General features: G+C 45.9%; 16 protein-coding genes and 1 pseudogene. 10 read left to right on the top strand and 7 right to left on the bottom strand.

What is annotated here, in order from left to right:
• The first annotated feature begins 398 nt into the window (after positions 1-398).
• The 7 genes from xdhA to KHN79_RS15330 all read left to right on the top strand — a co-directional run bounded on the left by xdhA (position 399) and on the right by KHN79_RS15330 (position 9,017).
• Positions 399-1,811 (top strand): xanthine dehydrogenase small subunit, encoded by a 1,413-nt coding sequence (gene xdhA / locus KHN79_RS15360; RefSeq protein WP_182010193.1) that lies wholly within the window; start codon positions 399-401, stop codon positions 1,809-1,811.
• The gene (gene xdhB / locus KHN79_RS15355; RefSeq protein WP_182010194.1) at positions 1,804-4,200 is read left to right on the top strand and encodes a xanthine dehydrogenase molybdopterin binding subunit; all 2,397 of its coding nucleotides are present in this window, start codon (positions 1,804-1,806) and stop codon (positions 4,198-4,200) included. Before xdhA ends, xdhB begins: the two co-directional genes overlap by 8 nt.
• A complete protein-coding gene (gene xdhC, locus KHN79_RS15350; protein ID WP_182010195.1) occupies positions 4,184-5,077 on the top strand; it encodes a xanthine dehydrogenase accessory protein XdhC in 894 nt (297 codons plus the stop codon). The genes xdhB and xdhC overlap by 17 nt, the downstream gene beginning before the upstream one ends.
• The gene (locus KHN79_RS15345) at positions 5,077-5,568 is read left to right on the top strand and encodes a 2-oxo-4-hydroxy-4-carboxy-5-ureidoimidazoline decarboxylase (RefSeq protein WP_182010196.1); all 492 of its coding nucleotides are present in this window, start codon (positions 5,077-5,079) and stop codon (positions 5,566-5,568) included. Before xdhC ends, KHN79_RS15345 begins: the two co-directional genes overlap by 1 nt.
• Positions 5,565-5,888: a hydroxyisourate hydrolase gene (gene uraH, locus KHN79_RS15340; RefSeq protein ID WP_182010197.1), complete on the top strand. Its 324-nt coding sequence runs from the start codon at positions 5,565-5,567 to the stop codon at positions 5,886-5,888. The genes KHN79_RS15345 and uraH overlap by 4 nt, the downstream gene beginning before the upstream one ends.
• A 146-nt stretch (positions 5,889-6,034) precedes the next feature.
• The gene (locus tag KHN79_RS15335) at positions 6,035-7,264 is read left to right on the top strand and encodes a urate hydroxylase PuuD (RefSeq protein ID WP_182010198.1); all 1,230 of its coding nucleotides are present in this window, start codon (positions 6,035-6,037) and stop codon (positions 7,262-7,264) included.
• Between the two features lie 361 nt (positions 7,265-7,625).
• Positions 7,626-9,017, top strand: a complete 1,392-nt coding sequence (locus KHN79_RS15330) for a nucleobase:cation symporter-2 family protein (RefSeq protein WP_182010199.1) — start codon at positions 7,626-7,628, stop codon at positions 9,015-9,017.
• A gap of 124 nt (positions 9,018-9,141) precedes the next feature.
• Here KHN79_RS15330 and KHN79_RS15325 read toward each other — a convergent pair whose 3' ends face one another.
• The 3 genes and pseudogenes from KHN79_RS15325 to hisC all read right to left on the bottom strand — a co-directional run bounded on the left by KHN79_RS15325 (position 9,142) and on the right by hisC (position 11,595).
• The gene (locus tag KHN79_RS15325) at positions 9,142-9,534 is read right to left on the bottom strand and encodes a ribosome recycling factor family protein (RefSeq protein WP_182010200.1); all 393 of its coding nucleotides are present in this window, start codon (positions 9,532-9,534) and stop codon (positions 9,142-9,144) included.
• A gap of 176 nt (positions 9,535-9,710) precedes the next feature.
• Positions 9,711-10,484, bottom strand: a complete 774-nt coding sequence (locus KHN79_RS15320; protein ID WP_182010201.1) for an ABC transporter substrate-binding protein — start codon at positions 10,482-10,484, stop codon at positions 9,711-9,713.
• Positions 10,485-10,498: 14 nt separating this feature from the next.
• A pseudogene (gene hisC, locus KHN79_RS15315) lies at positions 10,499-11,595 on the bottom strand (histidinol-phosphate transaminase).
• A gap of 152 nt (positions 11,596-11,747) precedes the next feature.
• On the opposite strand from hisC, the gene KHN79_RS15310 reads away from it, so the two are divergent.
• Positions 11,748-12,653, top strand: a complete 906-nt coding sequence (locus KHN79_RS15310) for a LysR substrate-binding domain-containing protein (protein ID WP_182010203.1) — start codon at positions 11,748-11,750, stop codon at positions 12,651-12,653.
• Positions 12,654-12,761: 108 nt separating this feature from the next.
• On the opposite strand, the gene pelA is transcribed toward KHN79_RS15310, so the two are convergent.
• Together pelA and KHN79_RS15300 are read right to left on the bottom strand one after the other, a co-directional pair.
• Entirely contained in the window at positions 12,762-14,294 is a 1,533-nt protein-coding gene (gene pelA, locus KHN79_RS15305; RefSeq protein ID WP_182010204.1) for a pectate lyase, read from the bottom strand.
• A 346-nt stretch (positions 14,295-14,640) separates the two neighbouring features.
• Positions 14,641-15,507: a LysR family transcriptional regulator gene (locus KHN79_RS15300; protein WP_182010205.1), complete on the bottom strand. Its 867-nt coding sequence runs from the start codon at positions 15,505-15,507 to the stop codon at positions 14,641-14,643.
• 106 nt (positions 15,508-15,613) lie between these two features.
• On the opposite strand from KHN79_RS15300, the gene KHN79_RS15295 reads away from it, so the two are divergent.
• A complete protein-coding gene (locus KHN79_RS15295) occupies positions 15,614-16,870 on the top strand; it encodes an adenylosuccinate synthase (RefSeq protein WP_182010206.1) in 1,257 nt (418 codons plus the stop codon).
• Positions 16,871-16,997: 127 nt separating this feature from the next.
• Here the strand turns inward: KHN79_RS15295 and KHN79_RS15290 are convergent, their stop codons facing one another.
• Positions 16,998-17,672, bottom strand: coding sequence for a haloacid dehalogenase type II (locus KHN79_RS15290; RefSeq protein ID WP_182010207.1), 675 nt, complete (start codon positions 17,670-17,672; stop codon positions 16,998-17,000).
• Between the two features lie 144 nt (positions 17,673-17,816).
• On the opposite strand from KHN79_RS15290, the gene KHN79_RS15285 reads away from it, so the two are divergent.
• A complete protein-coding gene (locus KHN79_RS15285) occupies positions 17,817-18,470 on the top strand; it encodes a DsbA family oxidoreductase (RefSeq protein WP_182010208.1) in 654 nt (217 codons plus the stop codon).
• 98 nt (positions 18,471-18,568) lie between these two features.
• On the opposite strand, the gene KHN79_RS15280 is transcribed toward KHN79_RS15285, so the two are convergent.
• Complete coding sequence (locus KHN79_RS15280) at positions 18,569-19,402, bottom strand: pyruvate, water dikinase regulatory protein (protein ID WP_182010209.1); 834 nt, start codon at positions 19,400-19,402, stop codon at positions 18,569-18,571.
• Between the last annotated feature and the right edge of the window lie 254 nt (positions 19,403-19,656).

Raw genomic sequence — 19,656 nt, 5'->3', positions numbered from 1 at the left:
GCTCATCTAGCCTCGGATATCAACCTTCACCGTCTTTCAGCGAAGTAAACTTGCATCAATTAAGTGCAATGTATACAAGACGCGGCACCAAAATTGTACACAATCCTGTCAGACCACCAGATCCCTCGCAATATTGGGGTTTTCTGGCACGCCTATTATGCTTGTTATATAAGCCCTCAAACTAAAAATAGAAGTTATTTTCAAAAATACGACCAATTGGTCAGGTTTTTGCTTTAGTGCTGTTACCTACCGGAAATTTGCTAATTCGTTCATGGATAAAACCATTAGCAGATTGAACGTTAGCTTGTGCTTTCACCACGACTGCACGGGCTATTTAGGGCTCTTGAGTTGACCGCATGGACAGGTTTTTAACGTAAATAGAATAAACAGAGGAAGTTATGTTAGAGCTCATGATTAACAATGATGTCGTTCAAGTGACATCAGCAAAAGCAGACACGATGCTTTTGAATTACTTGCGTGAACAAAAACAGATGACTGGCTCTAAAGAAGGGTGTGCCAGTGGGGACTGTGGCGCTTGTACTGTGGTAATGGTTGATATTGATGATCGACAAAAACTGAACTACCAACAAATTAACGCCTGCATCACACCAATTCACGCTCTGCACGGTAAACAGATCATTACCGTCGAGCACCTCAAACAAAATAATCAGCTTCACCCTGTACAACAGACTGTGGTTGATCATCACGGCTCGCAATGTGGATTTTGTACACCGGGTATTGTTATGTCGCTCTACGCTCTTTCTAAACAAGAGCAAGCACCACAAGATCCAACCAACTTTTTGTCTGGTAATTTGTGTCGCTGCACAGGTTACGGCCCCCTGATTGAAGCCGCCAACACCATTGCGGCAAGTGAAGTTGAAGATCCGCTCAGTGCCTATGAGCCTGAAGTAAAAACATGGATGGCCTCGGTAAGCACAACAGACGAACCAGACTATGCTCGTCCACAAAATCGTCAGCAACTTGCGCAGGCACTCAAAGATATGCCACAAGCAAAACTGATTGCGGGCGGTACCGATTTATCGCTAGAGGTAACCCAACAACATAAACCTCTGGCGCAGCTTATCGATTTGTCTCATGTCGATGATTTGCTGACCATCAGCGAAACGTCTGCTGGTTGGCGCATTGGTGCAGCAGTACCGATGACACAGGTTCACAAATTCGTTAAACAGTATTTTCCAACGGCTGATGAAGTGATTGAGCGCTTAGGAAGCCTGACTATCCGTCACAGAGCAACGCTTGGTGGCAGTTTGGGTCATGCCTCTCCCATTGGCGACATTGCTCCTCTGCTTATTAGCCTACATGGCCTGATTGAGCTAGACGATGGGAAGGAAAGAGTACTCCTGGCTCCGGAAGAGTACATCACAGGCTACCGCCAGACCGCACTCCAACCAAATCAATGGATAAGCGCGATTCACTTACCTCAACTGGCGAGTAACGAACGTCACGCCATTTATAAAGTCAGTAAACGCTACGAAGATGACATCGCGACGGTCACATTAGGTCTCAACATGGCATTCGACAGTAATCAACTTGTGACGAACTGCATTATCTCCGCTGGCGGTGTTGCCGCGAAGTCCATACGCCTTGCGGAGCTGGAAGCCCTCTTCATAGGCAAGCCATTGTCGCTCTCTGTCGTACAGCAAGCACAGGAAATGGTACCTCAGTTAATCCAACCGTTGAGCGATGTCCGAGGTACCAATATCTACCGAGTCAAGCTGGTTCAGAACCTGCTTAAACGTTTTTATCTGGAGTCTCAGAGCATTGAGACAAGGTTGGTGCAAGATGCGTAAGTTAACTCAGGTTGAATCCGGACAAACCATACTCCCGGAATCCCAGCAAATCGTGGGAAAATCTTATAAGCACGAGAGCGCCGACAAACAAGTCAGTGGTGAAGCCCTTTTTGTCGACGACTACGCAACTCCGGCAGGTTGCTTACATGCTGCTGTTGTCACCAGTACGATAGCGAAAGGAAGCATTACCCAGCTTGATTTATCAACGGTTGAGGGCGCAGAAGGCGTCGTTAAAGTACTGACTGAGTCATCCATTCCCGGCGAAAAAGATATCGGTACGATCCTTAAAGGCGATCCCCTGCTGGCATTGAACCACGAGATAAAGTACTTCGGACAACCTATTGCTCTGATTCTGGCAACAACACACGACCTTGCCTGGAAAGCAGCAACGGAGGCTAAAGTAGAGTACGAGGAAGCGGATGATCTCACTCTGACCTACCCAAAAGCCGTGGCACAAGATCCGCTGCTGCCTCCTCATCAGATGGGCAAAAAAAATGAGCAGCCCGTCTTCGACGAAGCTCCAGTTTATATTCACGGTGATATACATGTCGGCGGTCAGGAGCACTTCTATCTAGAAGGTCAGGTAAGCCTTGCCGAATTAACCGAAGATGGCGGTATCTTCGTACGCTCTTCAACCCAAAACCCTTCTGAAGTGCAGAAACTGGTGGCAGAGGTATTAGATATAGATTTCAACCGCGTCACAGTTGACATGCGCCGTATGGGCGGCGGTTTTGGCGGTAAAGAGAGTCAGGCCGCACAATGGGCATGTCTGGCTTCACTTGGTGCTCATCATACGAAACGCGCGGTAAAAATAAGGCTCCCTCGCTCAATAGATATGACAGCCACTGGCAAGCGTCACCCCTTCTACAACCGCTATCAGATTGCAGCAGATGAGCAAGGTCTAATTATAGCTGCGAATGTTGAAGTAAACGGATTATGTGGTCACTCCCCTGATCTGTCAGATGCCATTGTCGATCGTGCGATGTTCCATGCGGATAACGCTTACTCGCTGGGGCAAGCCTGTGTGATCGGGAACAGACTTAAAACCGATATGGTTTCCCACACCGCATTCCGTGGATTCGGGGGTCCGCAAGGCATGCTGGCGATTGAAAAAGCGATGCAGGATTTAGCACTTCACGTCGGTCAAGATTCACTCGATGTTCGTTACAAAAACCTCTACCGCGATGGCGCAACCACCACGCCTTACGGTATGGAAGTCGAACAACATGGCGCCATGCTCGACATCATGCGCCAGCTAGAAAAACAAGCTGACTACCGCGCTCGCCGCGAAGCCGTCAATAAGTGGAACCAAAATAACCCTGTGCTTAAAAAAGGCTTAGCGCTGACACCGCTTAAATTTGGTATCGCATTTACTGCAACACACCTTAACCAGGCAGGCGCTCTGATTCACGTCTACACCGATGGCACACTTCAGGTGTCACATGGTGGTACAGAGATGGGACAAGGTCTGCACACCAAGATTCAGCAAATTGTCGCTCAATCGTTCGGTATTGATATGGAAAAGGTACTTGTCACCTCAACCCGTACCGATAAAGTGCCAAACACCTCACCGACTGCTGCTTCTTCTGGAGCCGACCTGAACGGTATGGCGGCGCATAATGCCGCAATCGAAATCAAACAACGCTTGCTTGATTTCGCTAGTGACCATTACCAAGTGGAGCAGGTTGATATCGTCAACGGCGAATTGACTGGTATTGAATCCTCTCCGAAATACCAACAGCCAGTAAGCTGGGCGGAACTGATTCAGCTAGCGTATCTGAACCGGATTTCCCTCTCTGCCAGCGGATTCTATCAGACGCCGAAAATTGGCTACGACAGAAGTACTGCGACGGGGCGTCCGTTCTTCTATTTCGCACTCGGAGCCTCCTGCTCAGAAGTCACAATAGACACCCTGACCGGCGAAATGCGCGTCGATAACGTCGACATCCTTCATGATGTCGGTAACAGCCTCAATCCGGCGATAGATAAAGGGCAAATTGAAGGAGCTTTCATCCAGGGCATGGGGTGGTTAACAACCGAAGAACTGGTTTGGGGTGAAAATGGTCATCTGCTTAGTAACAGCCCGATGAACTACAAAATCCCGACCATTGGTGATTACCCGAAACAGATGCACGTAGCCCTGTACGACCAGGCAAATCCGGAATACAGCATTTACCGTTCGAAAGCCGTGGGAGAACCGCCATTTATGCATGCCAACAGTGTGTGGTGTGCGATTTACGATGCCGTGGCCTCTATCAGCCAGCATCAATACAGACCAACTCTAAACGCACCAGCAACAGGCGAAGAAATCCTCAATGCCTGTGAGCACCAGCAGCAGTGGCTCGCAGAGCAATCAGTGCAGGAGGAATCCTATGTCGTCGAAGAATGATACTTACTTGTCTAACCCTGGAATGAACTGGTTAGACGCCTGCCAGCAGCTTGAGCAGCAAGGTCAGGCGTACTGTATCGCAACCGTTCTGGCTTATGTCGGTTCAGTGCCACGCTCCAGCGGTGCAAAGATGGTGATTTCTGCTCAAAGCCAGTTTGATACGCTTGGTGGCGGTAATCTGGAATATCAGGTAATCGCAAAAGCACGTGAAAGCCTCTCACAGCAGCTTAGTGAGCCATTAATCGAGCGTTTTGCATTATCTGCCGATCTCGGGCAGTGCTGCGGTGGAGCAGTACAGGTTATGTTCGAGTTCTTTCAGACACAAACGCCACAAGTGGCGATCTTCGGTGCAGGTCATGTATGCCAAGCGATCACCAGTATTCTCAGTGAATTACCTTGCCGTGTAAAAGTTATCGACAGCCGACCCGAATGGCTAGAGCCATTATCGCAAAAAGGGATAGAGACTGAACTGTATGCTGACCCGACTGATGCGATTGAAACTCTGCGAGACAAAACGTTTGTCTTGATCATGACGCAAGATCACGCTCTGGATTTTGAGATCACTAAGCGAGCACTCGAAAGCCAGCGCTTCGCTTATGTTGGCTTAATTGGCTCGCAAGGTAAAAGCCAGCGTTTCAGATTCCGTCTTAAAGAACAACTGACTGACATTAACTTGCTCGGCCAACTCACCTGCCCTATCGGACATCCTGATGTCACCGGCAAGTTACCGATGGAAGTTGCAGTCTCTGTCTCTGCTCAACTGATGAACCTGTTTCAAAGCAATAAACCGTCAGCGCTTGCAGATGAAAAGCATCACAACGAAGAACAGTGGCGACAAGCCAATGATGCTCGTAGAAATATCAAGGAGAGTCATTAATGGGGGCAGTAAACCAAGCTTTAAGTCTGAATGATGAGCAGCTCGAAAGAATTTGTACCAGTCAGCGTTGGCAGCAGGAAATGAACATCCGTATGCCGTTTGACTCAGCAGACTCTTTACTTCGCAGCGCCGAGATTGCTTTTACTAAATTAAAAGAAAACGATTGGCTCGAAGCGTTTTCGGGTCACCCGATGATTGGCGATCTTAATAGCCTGAAAAAGAAATATTCACAGGGCAAAGATCTGAGTGAAAAAGAGCAGCAGAGTGTTAAGCAAGCGACAAACGATGTGTTGCATGAGCTGCTTACACTCAACCGCGAGTACCTCGACAAATTTGGATTCATTTTTATCGTATGTGCGACCAACAAGAGTGCCGAAGAAATGCTCAGCTTACTTAAGGCCCGCATAAATCGCTCTCGTGATGAAGAGTTAGAGCAAGCAGCAATAGAACAGCAAAAAATCAGCAAAATCAGAATGGAAGCTTTTTTATGAAACAACTCAGTTGCCACGTTTTAGATACGGCGAACGGCAAGCCTGCAGCCGGTATTCAGGTGCAGTTATTTAGCCTCAGCGATCAAACCTGTCTTGCTGAGGCGATTACCGATCAAGACGGGCGCGCCAGATTTCCGGAAGTCATTTTGGAAAAGCAAGGTTATACGCTGCGTTTTCTTGTCGCCCCATATTGTGACGCACAATTTGGCAGTGCTTTCTTTCCTCTTATAGACGTGAATTTCAACGTGTATGACGAGGGTAACTACCACATTCCTCTGCTGTTATCTCCGTTCTCTTATTCAAGCTACCGGGGAAGTTAATAGCAGATACGATTGTGCTTTAGTGAGGTAATGAGGCAAAACCCCTCTCAAAGCACAATCTTTAACAAAACGCATGTTCAAGGATTCATACCAATCTAAATAAGTAAGTGCCTACTTAGGTTGGTATCATAGATAAGGATATTACGATGTGGCCACAACTGTATGAATGGCTAGCGCTGTTTATTAAATGGTTTCATGTGATCTGTGGCATCGCATGGATTGGAGCAAGCTTTTACTTTGCCTGGCTGGATAACAATCTAGAGACTCCGCCAAAATGGAAGAAAGATAAAGGCATCAAAGGCGACCTGTGGGCAGTACATGGTGGTGGTTTTTACGAAGTCGCTAAGTATCAGGCCGGTCCGGAGAAAATCCCGGAAAAACTGCACTGGTTTAAATGGGAAGCTTATGCCACATGGCTGACCGGCTCCGCATTGATGATTTGGATGTACTACTTCAACGCACAAGCTTACCTGATTGATCCACGGATCATGGAGCTAACCTCACTGCAAGCTGTCGGCGTTGGCGTTGGCGGTATTTTTCTCGGAGTGGCGGTTTATGAAGCCCTGATGCGCTCGCCTCTTGGCCGCAATACCGTGATGTTTAGTGCCGCGTTACTGGCGTTTGGCGCACTGTTTTTCTATGGTTTTACCCAACTGTTCAGTGGACGCGGTGCCTTTATCCATATGGGCGCACTCATCGGTTCAATTATGGTTAATAACGTCTTCCACAAGATCATTCCGGGTCAGCGTAAAATGGTAGCACAGGTAATTGCAGGTGAAACCGTCGACCCTGCACCAGGCCTTGAAGGTAAACGCCGCTCTATTCATAACAACTACTTTACTCTGCCAGTCATATTTTTGATGATCAGCAATCACTATCCGATGATCTATCAACACCCGCTGAACTGGTTGATTGGCTTCTTTGTCCTGATCATCAGTGCCTACATCCGTCATTACTTTAACCTCAAACATGTCGGACAGAATAAGCCGAGTGTGATCATCAGTGGTGCTTGTGCAATGCTGGTTTTAGCAGTGCTGGTAAGCTGGCAGTCCACATTTCGTAGCGCGGCAGCAGATACTATGGCAAACACAGACAGTCATCATGAGGCCATTGCTGGCTCTGCATCACTGACAGAAAATCAGATGATTGCAAAACAAATCATTGATGAACGCTGCACTCAGTGCCACAGCTCAACACCCACGGATGATGTATTCAAAGTTGCGCCAAGCGGTGCGGTATTCGATAGCTGGCAGGACATTGAACGTTGGAAAGCGCGTATTCTGGTTCGCTCAGTCGAAAGCGCAGACATGCCATTTTTGAATAAAACCAAAATGACCGACGAAGAGCGCCAACGCTTAAAAGAAGTTCTGAATTGATGCCTTCACCACAATAACAGGTTAATTCCACGCAATTAACGTCTTTACCGGGTCATTCCAGCGAGCCTTCGTCGCTGTTCAGGATGACTGGATATCAAGATATGCCACTCGTTGTTAAGCGAGTGGCATTTTAGTCTTAACAGGTGGCTCTATTGTTACTGTCCTCACCCTTCAATGACGCACATATGCACTGAATTGATCACATTTGCACCAACACGACTCAACTTTTTTCTAATTCTGAAATCCAGTCTCGGCTAAACCCTTGGAATAACTTGACTAAATAGTCAAGAACCTTGTGGCACAGAGCTTGCTCTATTGTGTTCTTAGAATCGTACACAATAATGAATACAAGGAAGTCAGTATGTCTCAACAGCAAGCCCAGGACCTCATTTACGGGTTGGAAGACAAGCCCAACGTCGGAGCAGCGCTTTACGCAGGTCTGCAACATGTCCTCGCAAGTTTTGTCGGAATCATTACCCCAACTCTAATCATCGGTGGTGTACTGGGACTAGGCGAGCATATCCCTTATCTCATCAGTATGGCGTTAATCGTTTCGGGGGTTGGTACCTTTATTCAGGCTCGTCGCATTGGTCCTATTGGGGCTGGTTTGGTCTGCGTTCAGGGCACAAGCTTTGCTTTTCTTAGCTCAGTACTGGCGGCAGGCTTCATCGTTAAATCACAAGGTGGCGGTCCGGAAGATATTCTGGCAATGATATTCGGTGTGTGCTTTGTTGGTGCCTTTATAGAAATCATTCTTTCGCAGTTTATCAGTAAGCTCAAACGCATTATCACACCAGTCGTCGCGGGTATCGTAGTGACGACGATCGGTATTTCTCTTATCAAAGTAGGTATGACTGACCTTGCTGGCGGATTCAATGCGCCTGATTTCGGCTCATGGAATAACCTCCTACTGGGGACGGTTGTCTTAACCACCATTATTGTTTTGAATCGCTCTAAAAACCTGATGGTACGATTGTCATCAATCCTAATCGGTATGGTTTTAGGTTATGTCCTAGCTGCAATGATGGGTATGGTAAACGTCGAAGGCGCATTCAATCAGCCTTTGGTGAGTATCCCTGTTCCGTTTAAGTACGGGTTTGATTTCGACTGGTATGCGTTTTTACCTATCGCGGTTATCTATGCCATTACCGCCATTGAGTCTGCGGGTGATATCACCGCGAACTGCATCATCACCAAGCAAGCGGTATCCGGTCCTCAATACCTGAAACGCATTAAGGCCGGTATACTTGGTGACGGCGTAAACTCACTCATTGCGGCAGTCTTTAACACCTTTCCAAACACCACCTTCAGCCAGAACAACAGCGTAATTCAACTGACCGGTATAGCAAGCCGCTTTGTGGGCTACTTTGTTGCTCTTATTTTAGTCGCTCTGGGGCTATTCCCACTACTCGGAGCCATTCTGACTACCATCCCAAAACCAGTGATTGGCGGCGCAACACTGGTCATGTTTGGTACGGTTGCGGCGGCGGGTATAAAGATCATTGCAAACGAAGAATTAGACCGAAGAAACTTAATGATTCTCGCGGTTTCATTCGGTATCGGGCTTGGCGTAATGCTAGTACCTGAAGTTCTTGAAGGAATGCCAAAAATCCTGCAAAGCGTTTTCGGTTCTCCGGTGACCACCAGCGGTATTGCAGCAATTGTGATGACTTTAGTGCTACCAGAGACTTCACAAGAGGACGCGGAGCAAGCGAGCAAAAAAGGGTTATCCAATCCAGCGCTAGAGAAATAAGACCCTAGAAACCTACGTAATTGGAACTTACGTAAGTAAAAGCAAAGCCGCCACTCCGATACTATTCCATAATTCGGAGTGGTGGCTTGAATCAAAGTTAGCCAGCGACATCAATACAATCGCGTTACAACATCTCTGCCTCAAAGCGAGCCGTTCTAGCTTGAGCAACACTACAATTGGTTTCTGCCATAAGTTCCGCCAAAGTGACATTTGGACTCTGAAGGACTAACCGTACCAGTTTAGCCTCCAACGGCTCTAACTTATCCTGATGCGCCGTAAGTCCTACTTCTAGCTTATTTATCAGGAACCTGAGCTCTTCTGATTCTTCAGCTTTGATGTGCTCTTGAAATCTCTTCAAATCCAGTGCCTCACCAGAAACCTGCCAGTTTCGGGAGCGCCTAACTCGCTTCAACTCACAGCCTATTTCCATCGCGACTGCTTTTGCGTGTTTAGCGTGTTCCCCGCCAATACGGTGAATTAGCGAAGGCAATGAAATGGTGATTTTTGTTGATTTCATAAAGAGGTTAAGAACATCAGAAACAGGTGAACATTTTAAACTCGACAGCTTTAATTTTCATCATATAGACACGTTAAAACATTAACGAATTACATTGACGAGCCGATAATGCAAAAGGCCTACCTTGCTGAGCGAGGTAGGCCTTGTGTTTTATCAATATCTAAAAAAGTTTGAAATTAAAGTTCTTCGCCGTAGATATCGAAAGAGAAGTATTTTGCAGCAATTTTATCGTAAGTGCCGTTTGCACGAATGGTCTTGATTGCCTGGTTAAACTTCTCAGCCAATTCTTCATCATTCTTACGCAGCGCCAGAGCCGTGCCTTCACCGATGTACGCTTTATCCGTCACAGCTTCACCTACAAACTCATGGCCCTTGCCAATCTCTTTATCCAGGAAAGCCAGAGCAAGCTGATCTGAGTTACCGAAGGTAGCGTCCAAGCGACCGTTCGCCATATCAAGGTACACTTCGTCCTGACCAGAATAACGTTTGATAGTTGCAACTGAGCCAAATTTATCCGTCACGTACATGTCGTGAATTGTGCCGCTTTGAACACCAATCACTTTGTCTTTCAGGCCATTTTTGCTGATTTCAATATTGCTGCCCGCTTTAGCAACAAAGCGCGCCGGCGTTTGGTAGTACTTGTCGGTAAACAGCACGCGTTTTTTACGATCATCAGTGATACGCATTGAAGCCATGATCACGTCTGACTTACGCGCTAGCAGACTAGGAATCAGAGAATCCCATCCCTGAGAGACCCATGTACAGTCTAGCTTTGCTTCCGCACATAAGGCATCAGCAATTTCGATATCAAAACCAACCGGTGTACCACTTGCATCCTTGTAGTTAAACGGTGGGTAAGTAAAGTCAGAAGCCAGACGGACTTCCTTTGCCATCAAAGGGGTAGAAAGTAGTGCAGCGGTGCAAGCTAACGCGCTCAGCATTTTATTCATGTGTAATATCCTTATTATTTTTTAATTGATGGTGTCAGTAGATTGCTCTAGTTGCAAGTTACATATGGTGTCCGCCACTTCCTGCATACTTTTTTCCGAACCGATGGTAATTCGAACACAGTTCTGCAGGCTTGGCTCATGAGTTTGGTTACGCGTCACAATGCCTTGCTCACGTAAGTATTCAAAAAGATTGACGTTCGGCTTAGTGCGAATCAGTACAAAGTTAGTCGCTGACGGATAAATAGTCTCTATCCAATCAAGACCTGAGATACGTTCAATAAAGCGCTGGCGGGACTCAACCAAGGTACGGGTATGCTCCGCTACCTTTGCTAACCCTTCTGAACTTAATGCTTGCAGAACGATTTCTGCTGAACTATCCGGCATCGGGTACGGTGGGATCAGCTTACATACAAAGTCCATTACTGATTGCTGGGCGATGATAAACCCGCATCGTACCGCTGCAAGACCAAAGGCTTTCGACAGAGTGCGAATCACCACAAGGTTTGGATAACGGTCAATCAGTTCGACAACGCTTTGATCAAGTTCAAACTCAATGTACGCCTCATCAACAACTACAATTGCACTGTGCTGAGTTTGCTCTAATACATCAACGACCTTCTGGTAACTTAATAGCTGACCGGTTGGGTTGTTAGGAGAGCATAAGAAAACAAGGTTCGCCTTGTCAGCCGCCTGAACAACGCTCTCAACATCCAGTTCAAATTTCGGCAGTAATAACGGGCAATCAATAACATTGATCGCTAATGATTCAGCACAGAACTCATACATTGCATAGGTCGGGCTACATATTGCGATGCTGTCTGTTCCCGGCTGACAGAAGGTACGAATAAGCAAATCAATCGCTTCATCTGCACCGCGCACTGCTAGAGTTGGCTGTGAAGTTGAGCAATAAGCCTGATACGCTGAGGCAATGTCGTGAGGAAGAAAGTCCGGATAACGGTGCAACGGAGACTGGTGCTCTTTGTATAGCAACGGCTCTTCTAGCTCGTTCGCGTTTAGCCACAATCTTCCTGAACCACCAATGCGTCTTGCTGATTGATATGGTATTAACTTTTTTTATGCTCTCAGGAGCTAACTTCTCAGCTAATGACATAGTTTTTATTATCCCTAAATGAATACCTAATCAGTTTTAACCGATTAAATTAAATTAAATTTCCTTATTGGTAATAAATTAGTCAAGAATCGCTTCTGGTTAAATCGAAATAAAGGCATACTAGACATGCAAAAAAATCATGGATAGATGACATGCAGAACAGACTCCCTTCAACAAAAAACCTGCAAGCGTTTTTAGCCACAGCGCAGCACCTCAATTTTACTCATGCCGCAGAGGCTCTGAACATGACACAGGGTGCGATTAGCCGTCAGATCCAATCGATAGAGAGCCTGATGGGCGTTGCGCTATTTTATCGTCAGGCACGAGGTCTTGCTCTCACGCCCGAGGGCGCAAAGTTTATTCCGTTGGCAGAAGAGATTATCCAGCGTTTGCAAGCTTCTATTCGAGAAGTAGTCGACAGCGCAAACCGTATCAAGCTTAACGCACCAAGTTGTATTACTTCATGGCTGTTAGGTCATATCGCCAATTTTCAGCAAGACTATCCTGATGTGAATGTCGAGCTGACCTCGACCACCAAGCATCAGGCCGTTCCTAACTTCGATAGTTTCGACTTGGTGATCTCTTACGGTAAGCCGATTCGCAGTAAAACCATCGATCAGGTAGTGTTGTTCGATGAGATCCTGGCTCCGGTATGCGCACCACAATTATGGGATAAGATGGCCCAGCAAAACTTAGAAAAAGAGCCAGACGAATTAAGTCTGCTCAAGCGATGCACCTGGCTGCACGCAAACACGGAGCAGTCTGACTGGTCAATGTGGCTGGCATCACGAGGGTATCGCAATATTCAGGGTAGAGGTAACCAAACTTTTGCTACGCTCGATCAGGCGGTGAACGCCGCTCAGCAAGGGTTTGGAATGGCGATTGGTGATATCACGCTGGCTGAGCAGGACTTGAAGTCAAAACGCTTAATCCGGCCATTTAACAGCTATGTCGCCTCTGGCAATGGCTATCATCTGCTCAACCCGAAACACGAAGGCAACGCCATGGTTGGTAAGCTGGTGAACTGGTTAGCGGAACAAAGCACTACAGGCCATTAGCAGCACAACTACGAACAAAGAGATTTATGGTCTATTAACGTATTGCTTAAAATGACAAAAGCGCCCTATCTTGGGCACTTTTTCATGGGGAAATTGTATCTTTGACGCTTAATTCAGAGCATTTACCGATGGCGAGTATTTTTCCTGCCACTGAGGGTATTCATTTTTCAGCATCTTATTAGGTGTTGTCACCAGCCATGTGTACTTCACACGACGCTCATAACTCACCTCTTCAAATGTATCAAGTTTGTCACCCTGACGGTTCGAGAATAGTGGCTGTAGATTTTCGATATTAATGAAGCGTGGCCACACACTGCTGCCTTCCTGGTCGATAACCACACGGTTAACACCAAACTCCATGGTATCGTCAGGCGTTCTGATCATTTTCTTGCCTGTGATTTCCTTGCTCTTCAGGAAAGACACCGCACTGTTGACCGAATCCACGACTTCAGCTGAAGGATTGTCGATGCTCATAAGGAACTGAATAACATTAACACTTTCATCACCACTGATAGAAGCAAGTTCATAAGAACGGCCTCGCTCACAAGCAAGTGTATCTATGTTGTACTGCGCACACCAACCGGTCTTCTGGCCATTTGACACAACCTGGCTATCAAGAACAAGGCGCAAACCTTTGTCCATAGAAGCCTGTGCGCGTTTCGCTAATTTATCAGAGACGAAAGCAAATTCATTCTTCTGGCTGGCCACGTCACGCATCACATTCAATGTATTTGCAATCGCATTATCATTGAACGTCACATGACGGTGATAACCTGTAGAGTTCGGGAAGAATTGTGGCCACCCGCCGTTTTTGTATTGACCATCCAATAGGTACTCAACACCGCGAATTGCCGCATCTTTATATTCCGCTTTATTAGTGTGCTGGTAAACTTTCGCCAGCGTCATGATCTGGGTATAAGTGGCGTCGTTATCAATCGTCGATTTTTGACGATAAGTCGGGAATGTATCGCGATCGTAAACTTGCGCAAGTGAGTTGGAGCTACCGATTTTAAACCAACCGCCGTCTGCATTTTGGTTTTTAACCATTGCATCAGCAACTGTTTGTGCTTCTGCACTGCCGTACCACTCATCTTTCTGATCGCCGAGGGTTTTAAGAGAAATATTGCCTTTTTCAGCTTTGAAGATAGTGCCTTCAGGGCGAAGCAGCGTAACTTCTGCAAGGTTACGTGAAGAGTTCCAGCTGTATTTGCCATTGAACTGCTCAAAGACAAATTTAAAAGGCACATACATCGCACCGTCAACCAGTTTTGCAGCCGCTGGCGCTTTTACTTTTTTACCGTTAACAGTTGCATCCGACGAGCCATCTTTCATCACAACGGTTTTACCATTTAGAGTGAATTCGATCTTTTTGCCATCAACCTTAGTTACGCCGTTAAGTTCATCAATGATGTCATCAAGTGGTGCCATCACTACTTTATCTTTTGTCATCATTGGCTTGAAGTAATGAGAATCAAGCAGTTCGTGGTAGCTTCCATCCACTTTCATCATCGGCTCGCTCATCATCAGCGAAACAGTGTGAAGGTTAGCGTTATCCCAGGTTAACTCTTGAGCGTGGATAGCGCCTGAAAAACAAGCAACAGTTAATGCAGCAGCAATGTAGGTTTTTTTAAGCATTTTCATTTGATGTCTCCGGGAGATTTTAAATCAAACCACCATTTCATTATTTATTTTAGATAATCAATATTTTTGAAACTGAGGTGATTTTACACAACCGGAGACGGAGAAGTAGTGATCAGTGAGGGGAGATAAGAGTTAGGTCACGGCAAATGCACTTTAATATTGTAAAACGTTACCCAGCTCTTAGTTGTAAGAGGGAAATAACCAAAAATGCCAACTTTTAGATACATTTTCGGCGATACTTCTTAACCAATACAAATCAAAGTGAACGCAAAATTTGACAATTACAAATGAGACGGCAGGTGGCAGATACACCTGTAATAGCGAACTTACATGCGCCCGACTTGGATTAGCTAACCTCAGAGACGTTCTCTCCTACCCAAGTCAGTAATTGCTTAGCCGCTTTGGATAACACCTGGTTCTGGCGCACGATGTAGCCAAAATCGGTATTGGGGAAACTGGGTAAAGGTGTAACTACTCTGGATAGCTTTAGCCTTGGATCGATTGAAAAGTCGGGTACGATTGCGGTACCAAAGCCTGCTTCTGCCCAGTCAATTTGTGCTTCGACACTGCCTACTTCCATTACCCGGTGCTTTGGTAAATTTAACTCTGGCAATGAAGCATCAATCAGTTCACGTGTACGGGTATCATGCCCCAACAGAATAAGCGTCTGGCTTTCTTGTTTGTTCTCTTGCCAGTTAAATATATTGTCCCCGAAAGCACACCAGTGAATTTGCGTCAGCGGCGTAAAGTGCAGTGGCTGGCTCTCTTTCTGCGCAATCACAAAACCGATATCTGCGCGAGCGCGCTTAACTAGGTCCACGGCTTGCGAAGATGTTGTATTAAACAGCGCTAAGTCGATGCCCGGATACTCATTTTTAAATTGCTGAAATGGTTTGATAAGTAACAAGCGCGAGACGATATCGCTGGCTGCAATCGAAAGTGTCCCCTGAGTGAGATCATTGATCGCGTTGAGATCCGACTGACAGATCTGCAACTCGTTAAGCATATGCTGCGCGGTAGCTAATAACCGTTTTCCGGCCTGAGTAAGCTGCACCGGGTTTCGTTCAATTAACTTAGTGCGTGTCACTTGCTCCAGCTGCTTTATGTGTAAGCTGACATTCGGTTGAGTCATATGCAGCTCTGTTGCTGTTTTACCGAAATGTTTTATTTCCGCCAAGGTGACAAATGTTCTCAGCCAGTTCAAATCCAACATGCTCACCATCCGATATGAGATTCTTATCAAGCTAATCAGTATAATTAATTTCTCTTATTGTCGCGAACAACATAAGATTTTCCGGTCTGTTACTGGAGAACAAATTATGTCGTCTATTGTTGTTGTGGGTGCAAACTGGGGTGATGAAGGCAAAGGCCGCATCGTTGACTTTTTGGCAGAGCAAGCTTCTGCGAGTATTCGTTTCCAAGGTGGTAACAATGCGGGTCATACCGTGGTTAACGATCTGGGTACGTTTAAGCTACACCAACTTCCAAGTGGCGTATTCAACCCAGATTGTATTGCAGTATTAGGTCCGGGTATGGTTATCAGCCCAGCGTCTCTGTCTCAAGAAATTGCGGAAGTAGAAGAAGCAGGCGTAAAAGTGAATATGTGCATCTCTGATCGCGCAACAATGTGTCTACCTCTACACGCCCTAGAAGATACGCTAGAAGAACAACGTTTAGGCGACAAAGCATACGGCTCAACTCGTCAAGGAATTGCACCTGCCTACGGTGACCGCGTAATGAAGAAAGGCATCCTTGTTGGTTGGTTGAAGCAACCAGAAGTATTGGTTGAACGCCTTCAATTCATGATGGACTGGAAACTGCCGCAACTGCGTGCGCTTTACCCAACGTTCGAATTTGAACAAACCGCTGAAGAACTGGCGAACTGGCTGCTAGAAGTGTCTGCACCTTGGCGCGATTCAATTTGCAACGTAACGCTGCCTCTAAAAGAGCTACAAGCAAAAGACAAAACACTATTGTTCGAAGCGCAACTTGGGGCGGGTCGTGACCTTGTTTACGGTGAGTACCCTTGGACAACGTCTTCTAACGTCGTATCGATGTACGCGGGTATCGGCAGTGGTCTTCCGGCACTTCGACCTGAACGCGTGATTGCAGTAGCAAAAGCATTCAGTTCATCTGTTGGCACCGGCACGCTGATTACAGCCATGGAAGAGCAAGATGCCTTCCGAGAACTGGCAGGTGAGTTCGGTGCAACAACCGGCCGCCCGCGTGACATGGGTTACTTCGACGCAGTTGCGACGAAAAACGGCGTTGAACTGCAAGCAGCGACTGAGATAGCGCTTACCAAGGTAGACTGCCTGACTGGACTTAACGATCTGAAAATCTGTGTTGGCTACGAAGGCGACCACAGTGAAAACCCGATCTGGCCTCAGACAGCAGCACTAGCCCCAATCTACGAAAAAATGGAAAGCTGGAGCGAAGACATTACTGGATGCCGTAAGTTTGAAGAGCTACCAATCGCGGCACAGAAATACGTATTACGTATTGAAGAACTGATGGGTGTACCAGTGAAAATGGTCTCTGTTGGTCCTGGCCGCGAACAAATGATTATGCGATAAGGCGTGATCTAACACGTCAGTTGGCAGCGGCTTTATCTTTTCCGGGGTAAAGCCGCTTTTTTTAATTTCCATTCTACTAACAATAATCGGAACACTGCCTTACCTCAAAAAATTAATGTCCACCAACCTATTGGTTTAAAATAACAATCTCTCTTGCGATATCTAACATATCAACACCGACTACATCTGGCTTAAGATACAGCGGGTGATATGGCGCTCCACTTCTATCAATGTAAGCCGCTTTCAGACCGGCATTTAATGCACCGTGCGTATCCCAGTCATGTGTCGCTACGAGCCTTAACTCTTCAGGTGATTTCAATAACACCTCAGCTGCATGCTGATACGCTAACGGCGACGGTTTAAAAGTGCCGACATTTTCAACCGATATAATGTCATCAAAGTAATCCTCTAAACCCGCATTCATAATTTGTTTTTCCAATAGTGCTTGTGAGGAGTTAGATAATGCAACAAGCCGAAATCCATTTTCTTTCAGTAGTGCAAACGACGGTTTAATATCTGAGTGCGCTTCAAGGTTAGCGAAAAGTCCCAGAACATCATCTACCTGATCTTCGGTTAACGTGATTCGGCATTTACCAGCTAAAGAAAGAAGTGCGGATTTTGCTAACTCTGCGAAACTGGTTTTGACCTCGGTAGTCAAACATACCGTAGAAGAGTGAAGCAGCATGGAAAACCAAGTCAGCATGTATTTGTCGTCGCCAAAATATTGCTTAAACTTTGGTTTCAATACATGCAGGTTTAGCACGGTTTCATTGATGTCAAAAAGTATCGTTTCTTGCTTCATAAATTTCCACCTAGTTAAAAATGCTATCTGTGTAAAGCGAGCTCGGCTGTTATGATGATTGAACAATGTGCTTGGTCAAAAATAAATAGTCATTATTAATCTAGAACATTTTAGTAGAGAGACTTTTCCCGGTTAAGGTAAAGAATGAACAACAGAATTAAATTAGACATTATCTCCGATGTCGTTTGTCCATGGTGTGTAATAGGTTATAAACACCTCATGGCTGCTATTGATGAGTTAGGCATACAAGATAAAGTTGACATTGAGTGGCAACCTTTTGAACTGAATCCAGATATGCCAGCAGAGGGAGAGGGGCTGCGCGAGCACATTGCACGCAAGTATGGTGCATCCAAACAAGACAGTGACAAGACACAAGCGAATATTACTGAACAAGGTGCGAAGTATGGGTTTGAGTTTAACTACTTTGATGAAATGAAAATGGTTAACACGCTCGATGCACATGTCCTGCTTGACTTAGCGCGCGACCAAGGAAAACAAACGGAACTTAAGCTGCGATTATTCTCCGCATTCTTTAGCGAAAGAAAAGATATTTCAGATTTGAATACACTGCTCGACGAAGCAGAAAAAGTCGGAATGTTTAAACAAGAAGTAATGCAGGCACTGTCGGATACCGCTATACGAGAGAAGATAAGAAGCACAGAGGCACAGTGGTATCAAATGGGTATCTCAAGTGTTCCAACGGTCATTTTCAATAGAAAAACGGCACTAACCGGAGCGCATCCTCAGGAAAGCTACAAAAGAGTTTTGAAGGAGTTACTTCAGGAAGCACAATCTTAGGCTGCATCGCTCCTCTGACCAATTCGATCGTAGAGCCCTAACACTCACTCTACGATCGAGCACAACAGCGTTGACGCAACAGCGTCAACAGCTAACACTTAAAACATGCGACGCTTCATACCTGCTCTTTCAAGAATGCGTGTCGAAATTTCCTCAACCGAAAGCGAAGATGTATTGATGTAAGGAATCGCCTCTCTTCTGAACAAGGATTCAACCGTATTCAGTTCCAGTTTGCACTGCTCTTCACTGGCGTAATCACTGCCCGATAAGCGGTTCTCACGAATTTCATTCAAACGCTCCGGAGTGATCGTCAATCCAAACAGCTTGTGGCGGTGTACTTCAAACTCCGGCAGCAAACGCAGCATTTTCACGTCTTCGGCAATAAACGGATAGTTCACAACTCTTAAACCAAACTGCATCGCCATGTATAAACTGGTCGGGGTTTTGCCACTGCGCGATACACCAAGCAGGATGATATCGGCCTGATCTAAGCCTTTTAATGTGATGCCATCATCATGTGCCAGCGTGTATTCAATCGCAGCGATACGATCGAAGTAAGTATCCGAGTCCCGCCCCACACTACGGGAACGTTGCAACTTTGGTACTGGCGCCATCTGAGTATCATCCTGAACTTTTTGTACAATGCTTTCAAGCACATCGTAGCTGAAAGCTGGTGCAGCTAAGAGCATTTCACGGACTTCTGGGACAACAATCGAGAAAAACACCAAAGGTTTGACCCCATTTCGGCGGTAGGAAGTATCAATTTCTCTGACCACATCCAAAGCTTTGCTCGGCGTTTCAACAAAAGGAAAGGTTTTTTGATTAGGAGTGAACGGAAATTGACCGAGAACAACATGGCCTAATGTCTCACATGTTATTGCCGTACCATCAGAAACATAGAACACATCACGACTTTGGGTATTTGTTTGCATTTTTGTTTAATATTTCAAAATCATTTGAGTAGGATGGTAAACATAATATTAATAAATCAATTTGGCTTTCAGTTAGGTTCACCACAGCTTTGAAAATTCGTTGAGTTTTTTTGGGCTGGAACGTAATCGATTGCCTTTGAAATCAACCTGAACAAATCAATAGTCGAAAATTGCACAGGAAAAGTCGCTCATAGCCAATTATAGTTTGTTGTAACTCATTAATATGATTACTCAATTTATAAAAAAGCCAGCAG

This window comes from Vibrio sp. B1FLJ16 (assembly GCF_905175385.1).
GTDB lineage: Bacteria > Pseudomonadota > Gammaproteobacteria > Enterobacterales > Vibrionaceae > Vibrio.
Note: the sequence above shows the minus strand (reverse complement) of the source record. Positions and strands in the feature narration are given on the sequence as shown.

Coding starts and splice junctions, on each gene's coding strand:
- xdhA (WP_182010193.1), top strand. CDS start 399: ATGTTAGAGCTCATGATTAACAATGATGTCGTTCAAGTGACATCAGCA.
- xdhB (WP_182010194.1), top strand. CDS start 1,804: ATGCGTAAGTTAACTCAGGTTGAATCCGGACAAACCATACTCCCGGAA.
- xdhC (WP_182010195.1), top strand. CDS start 4,184: ATGTCGTCGAAGAATGATACTTACTTGTCTAACCCTGGAATGAACTGG.
- KHN79_RS15345 (WP_182010196.1), top strand. CDS start 5,077: ATGGGGGCAGTAAACCAAGCTTTAAGTCTGAATGATGAGCAGCTCGAA.
- uraH (WP_182010197.1), top strand. CDS start 5,565: ATGAAACAACTCAGTTGCCACGTTTTAGATACGGCGAACGGCAAGCCT.
- KHN79_RS15335 (WP_182010198.1), top strand. CDS start 6,035: ATGTGGCCACAACTGTATGAATGGCTAGCGCTGTTTATTAAATGGTTT.
- KHN79_RS15330 (WP_182010199.1), top strand. CDS start 7,626: ATGTCTCAACAGCAAGCCCAGGACCTCATTTACGGGTTGGAAGACAAG.
- KHN79_RS15325 (WP_182010200.1), bottom strand. CDS start 9,534: ATGAAATCAACAAAAATCACCATTTCATTGCCTTCGCTAATTCACCGT.
- KHN79_RS15320 (WP_182010201.1), bottom strand. CDS start 10,484: ATGAATAAAATGCTGAGCGCGTTAGCTTGCACCGCTGCACTACTTTCT.
- KHN79_RS15310 (WP_182010203.1), top strand. CDS start 11,748: ATGCAGAACAGACTCCCTTCAACAAAAAACCTGCAAGCGTTTTTAGCC.
- pelA (WP_182010204.1), bottom strand. CDS start 14,294: ATGAAAATGCTTAAAAAAACCTACATTGCTGCTGCATTAACTGTTGCT.
- KHN79_RS15300 (WP_182010205.1), bottom strand. CDS start 15,507: ATGTTGGATTTGAACTGGCTGAGAACATTTGTCACCTTGGCGGAAATA.
- KHN79_RS15295 (WP_182010206.1), top strand. CDS start 15,614: ATGTCGTCTATTGTTGTTGTGGGTGCAAACTGGGGTGATGAAGGCAAA.
- KHN79_RS15290 (WP_182010207.1), bottom strand. CDS start 17,672: ATGAAGCAAGAAACGATACTTTTTGACATCAATGAAACCGTGCTAAAC.
- KHN79_RS15285 (WP_182010208.1), top strand. CDS start 17,817: ATGAACAACAGAATTAAATTAGACATTATCTCCGATGTCGTTTGTCCA.
- KHN79_RS15280 (WP_182010209.1), bottom strand. CDS start 19,402: ATGCAAACAAATACCCAAAGTCGTGATGTGTTCTATGTTTCTGATGGT.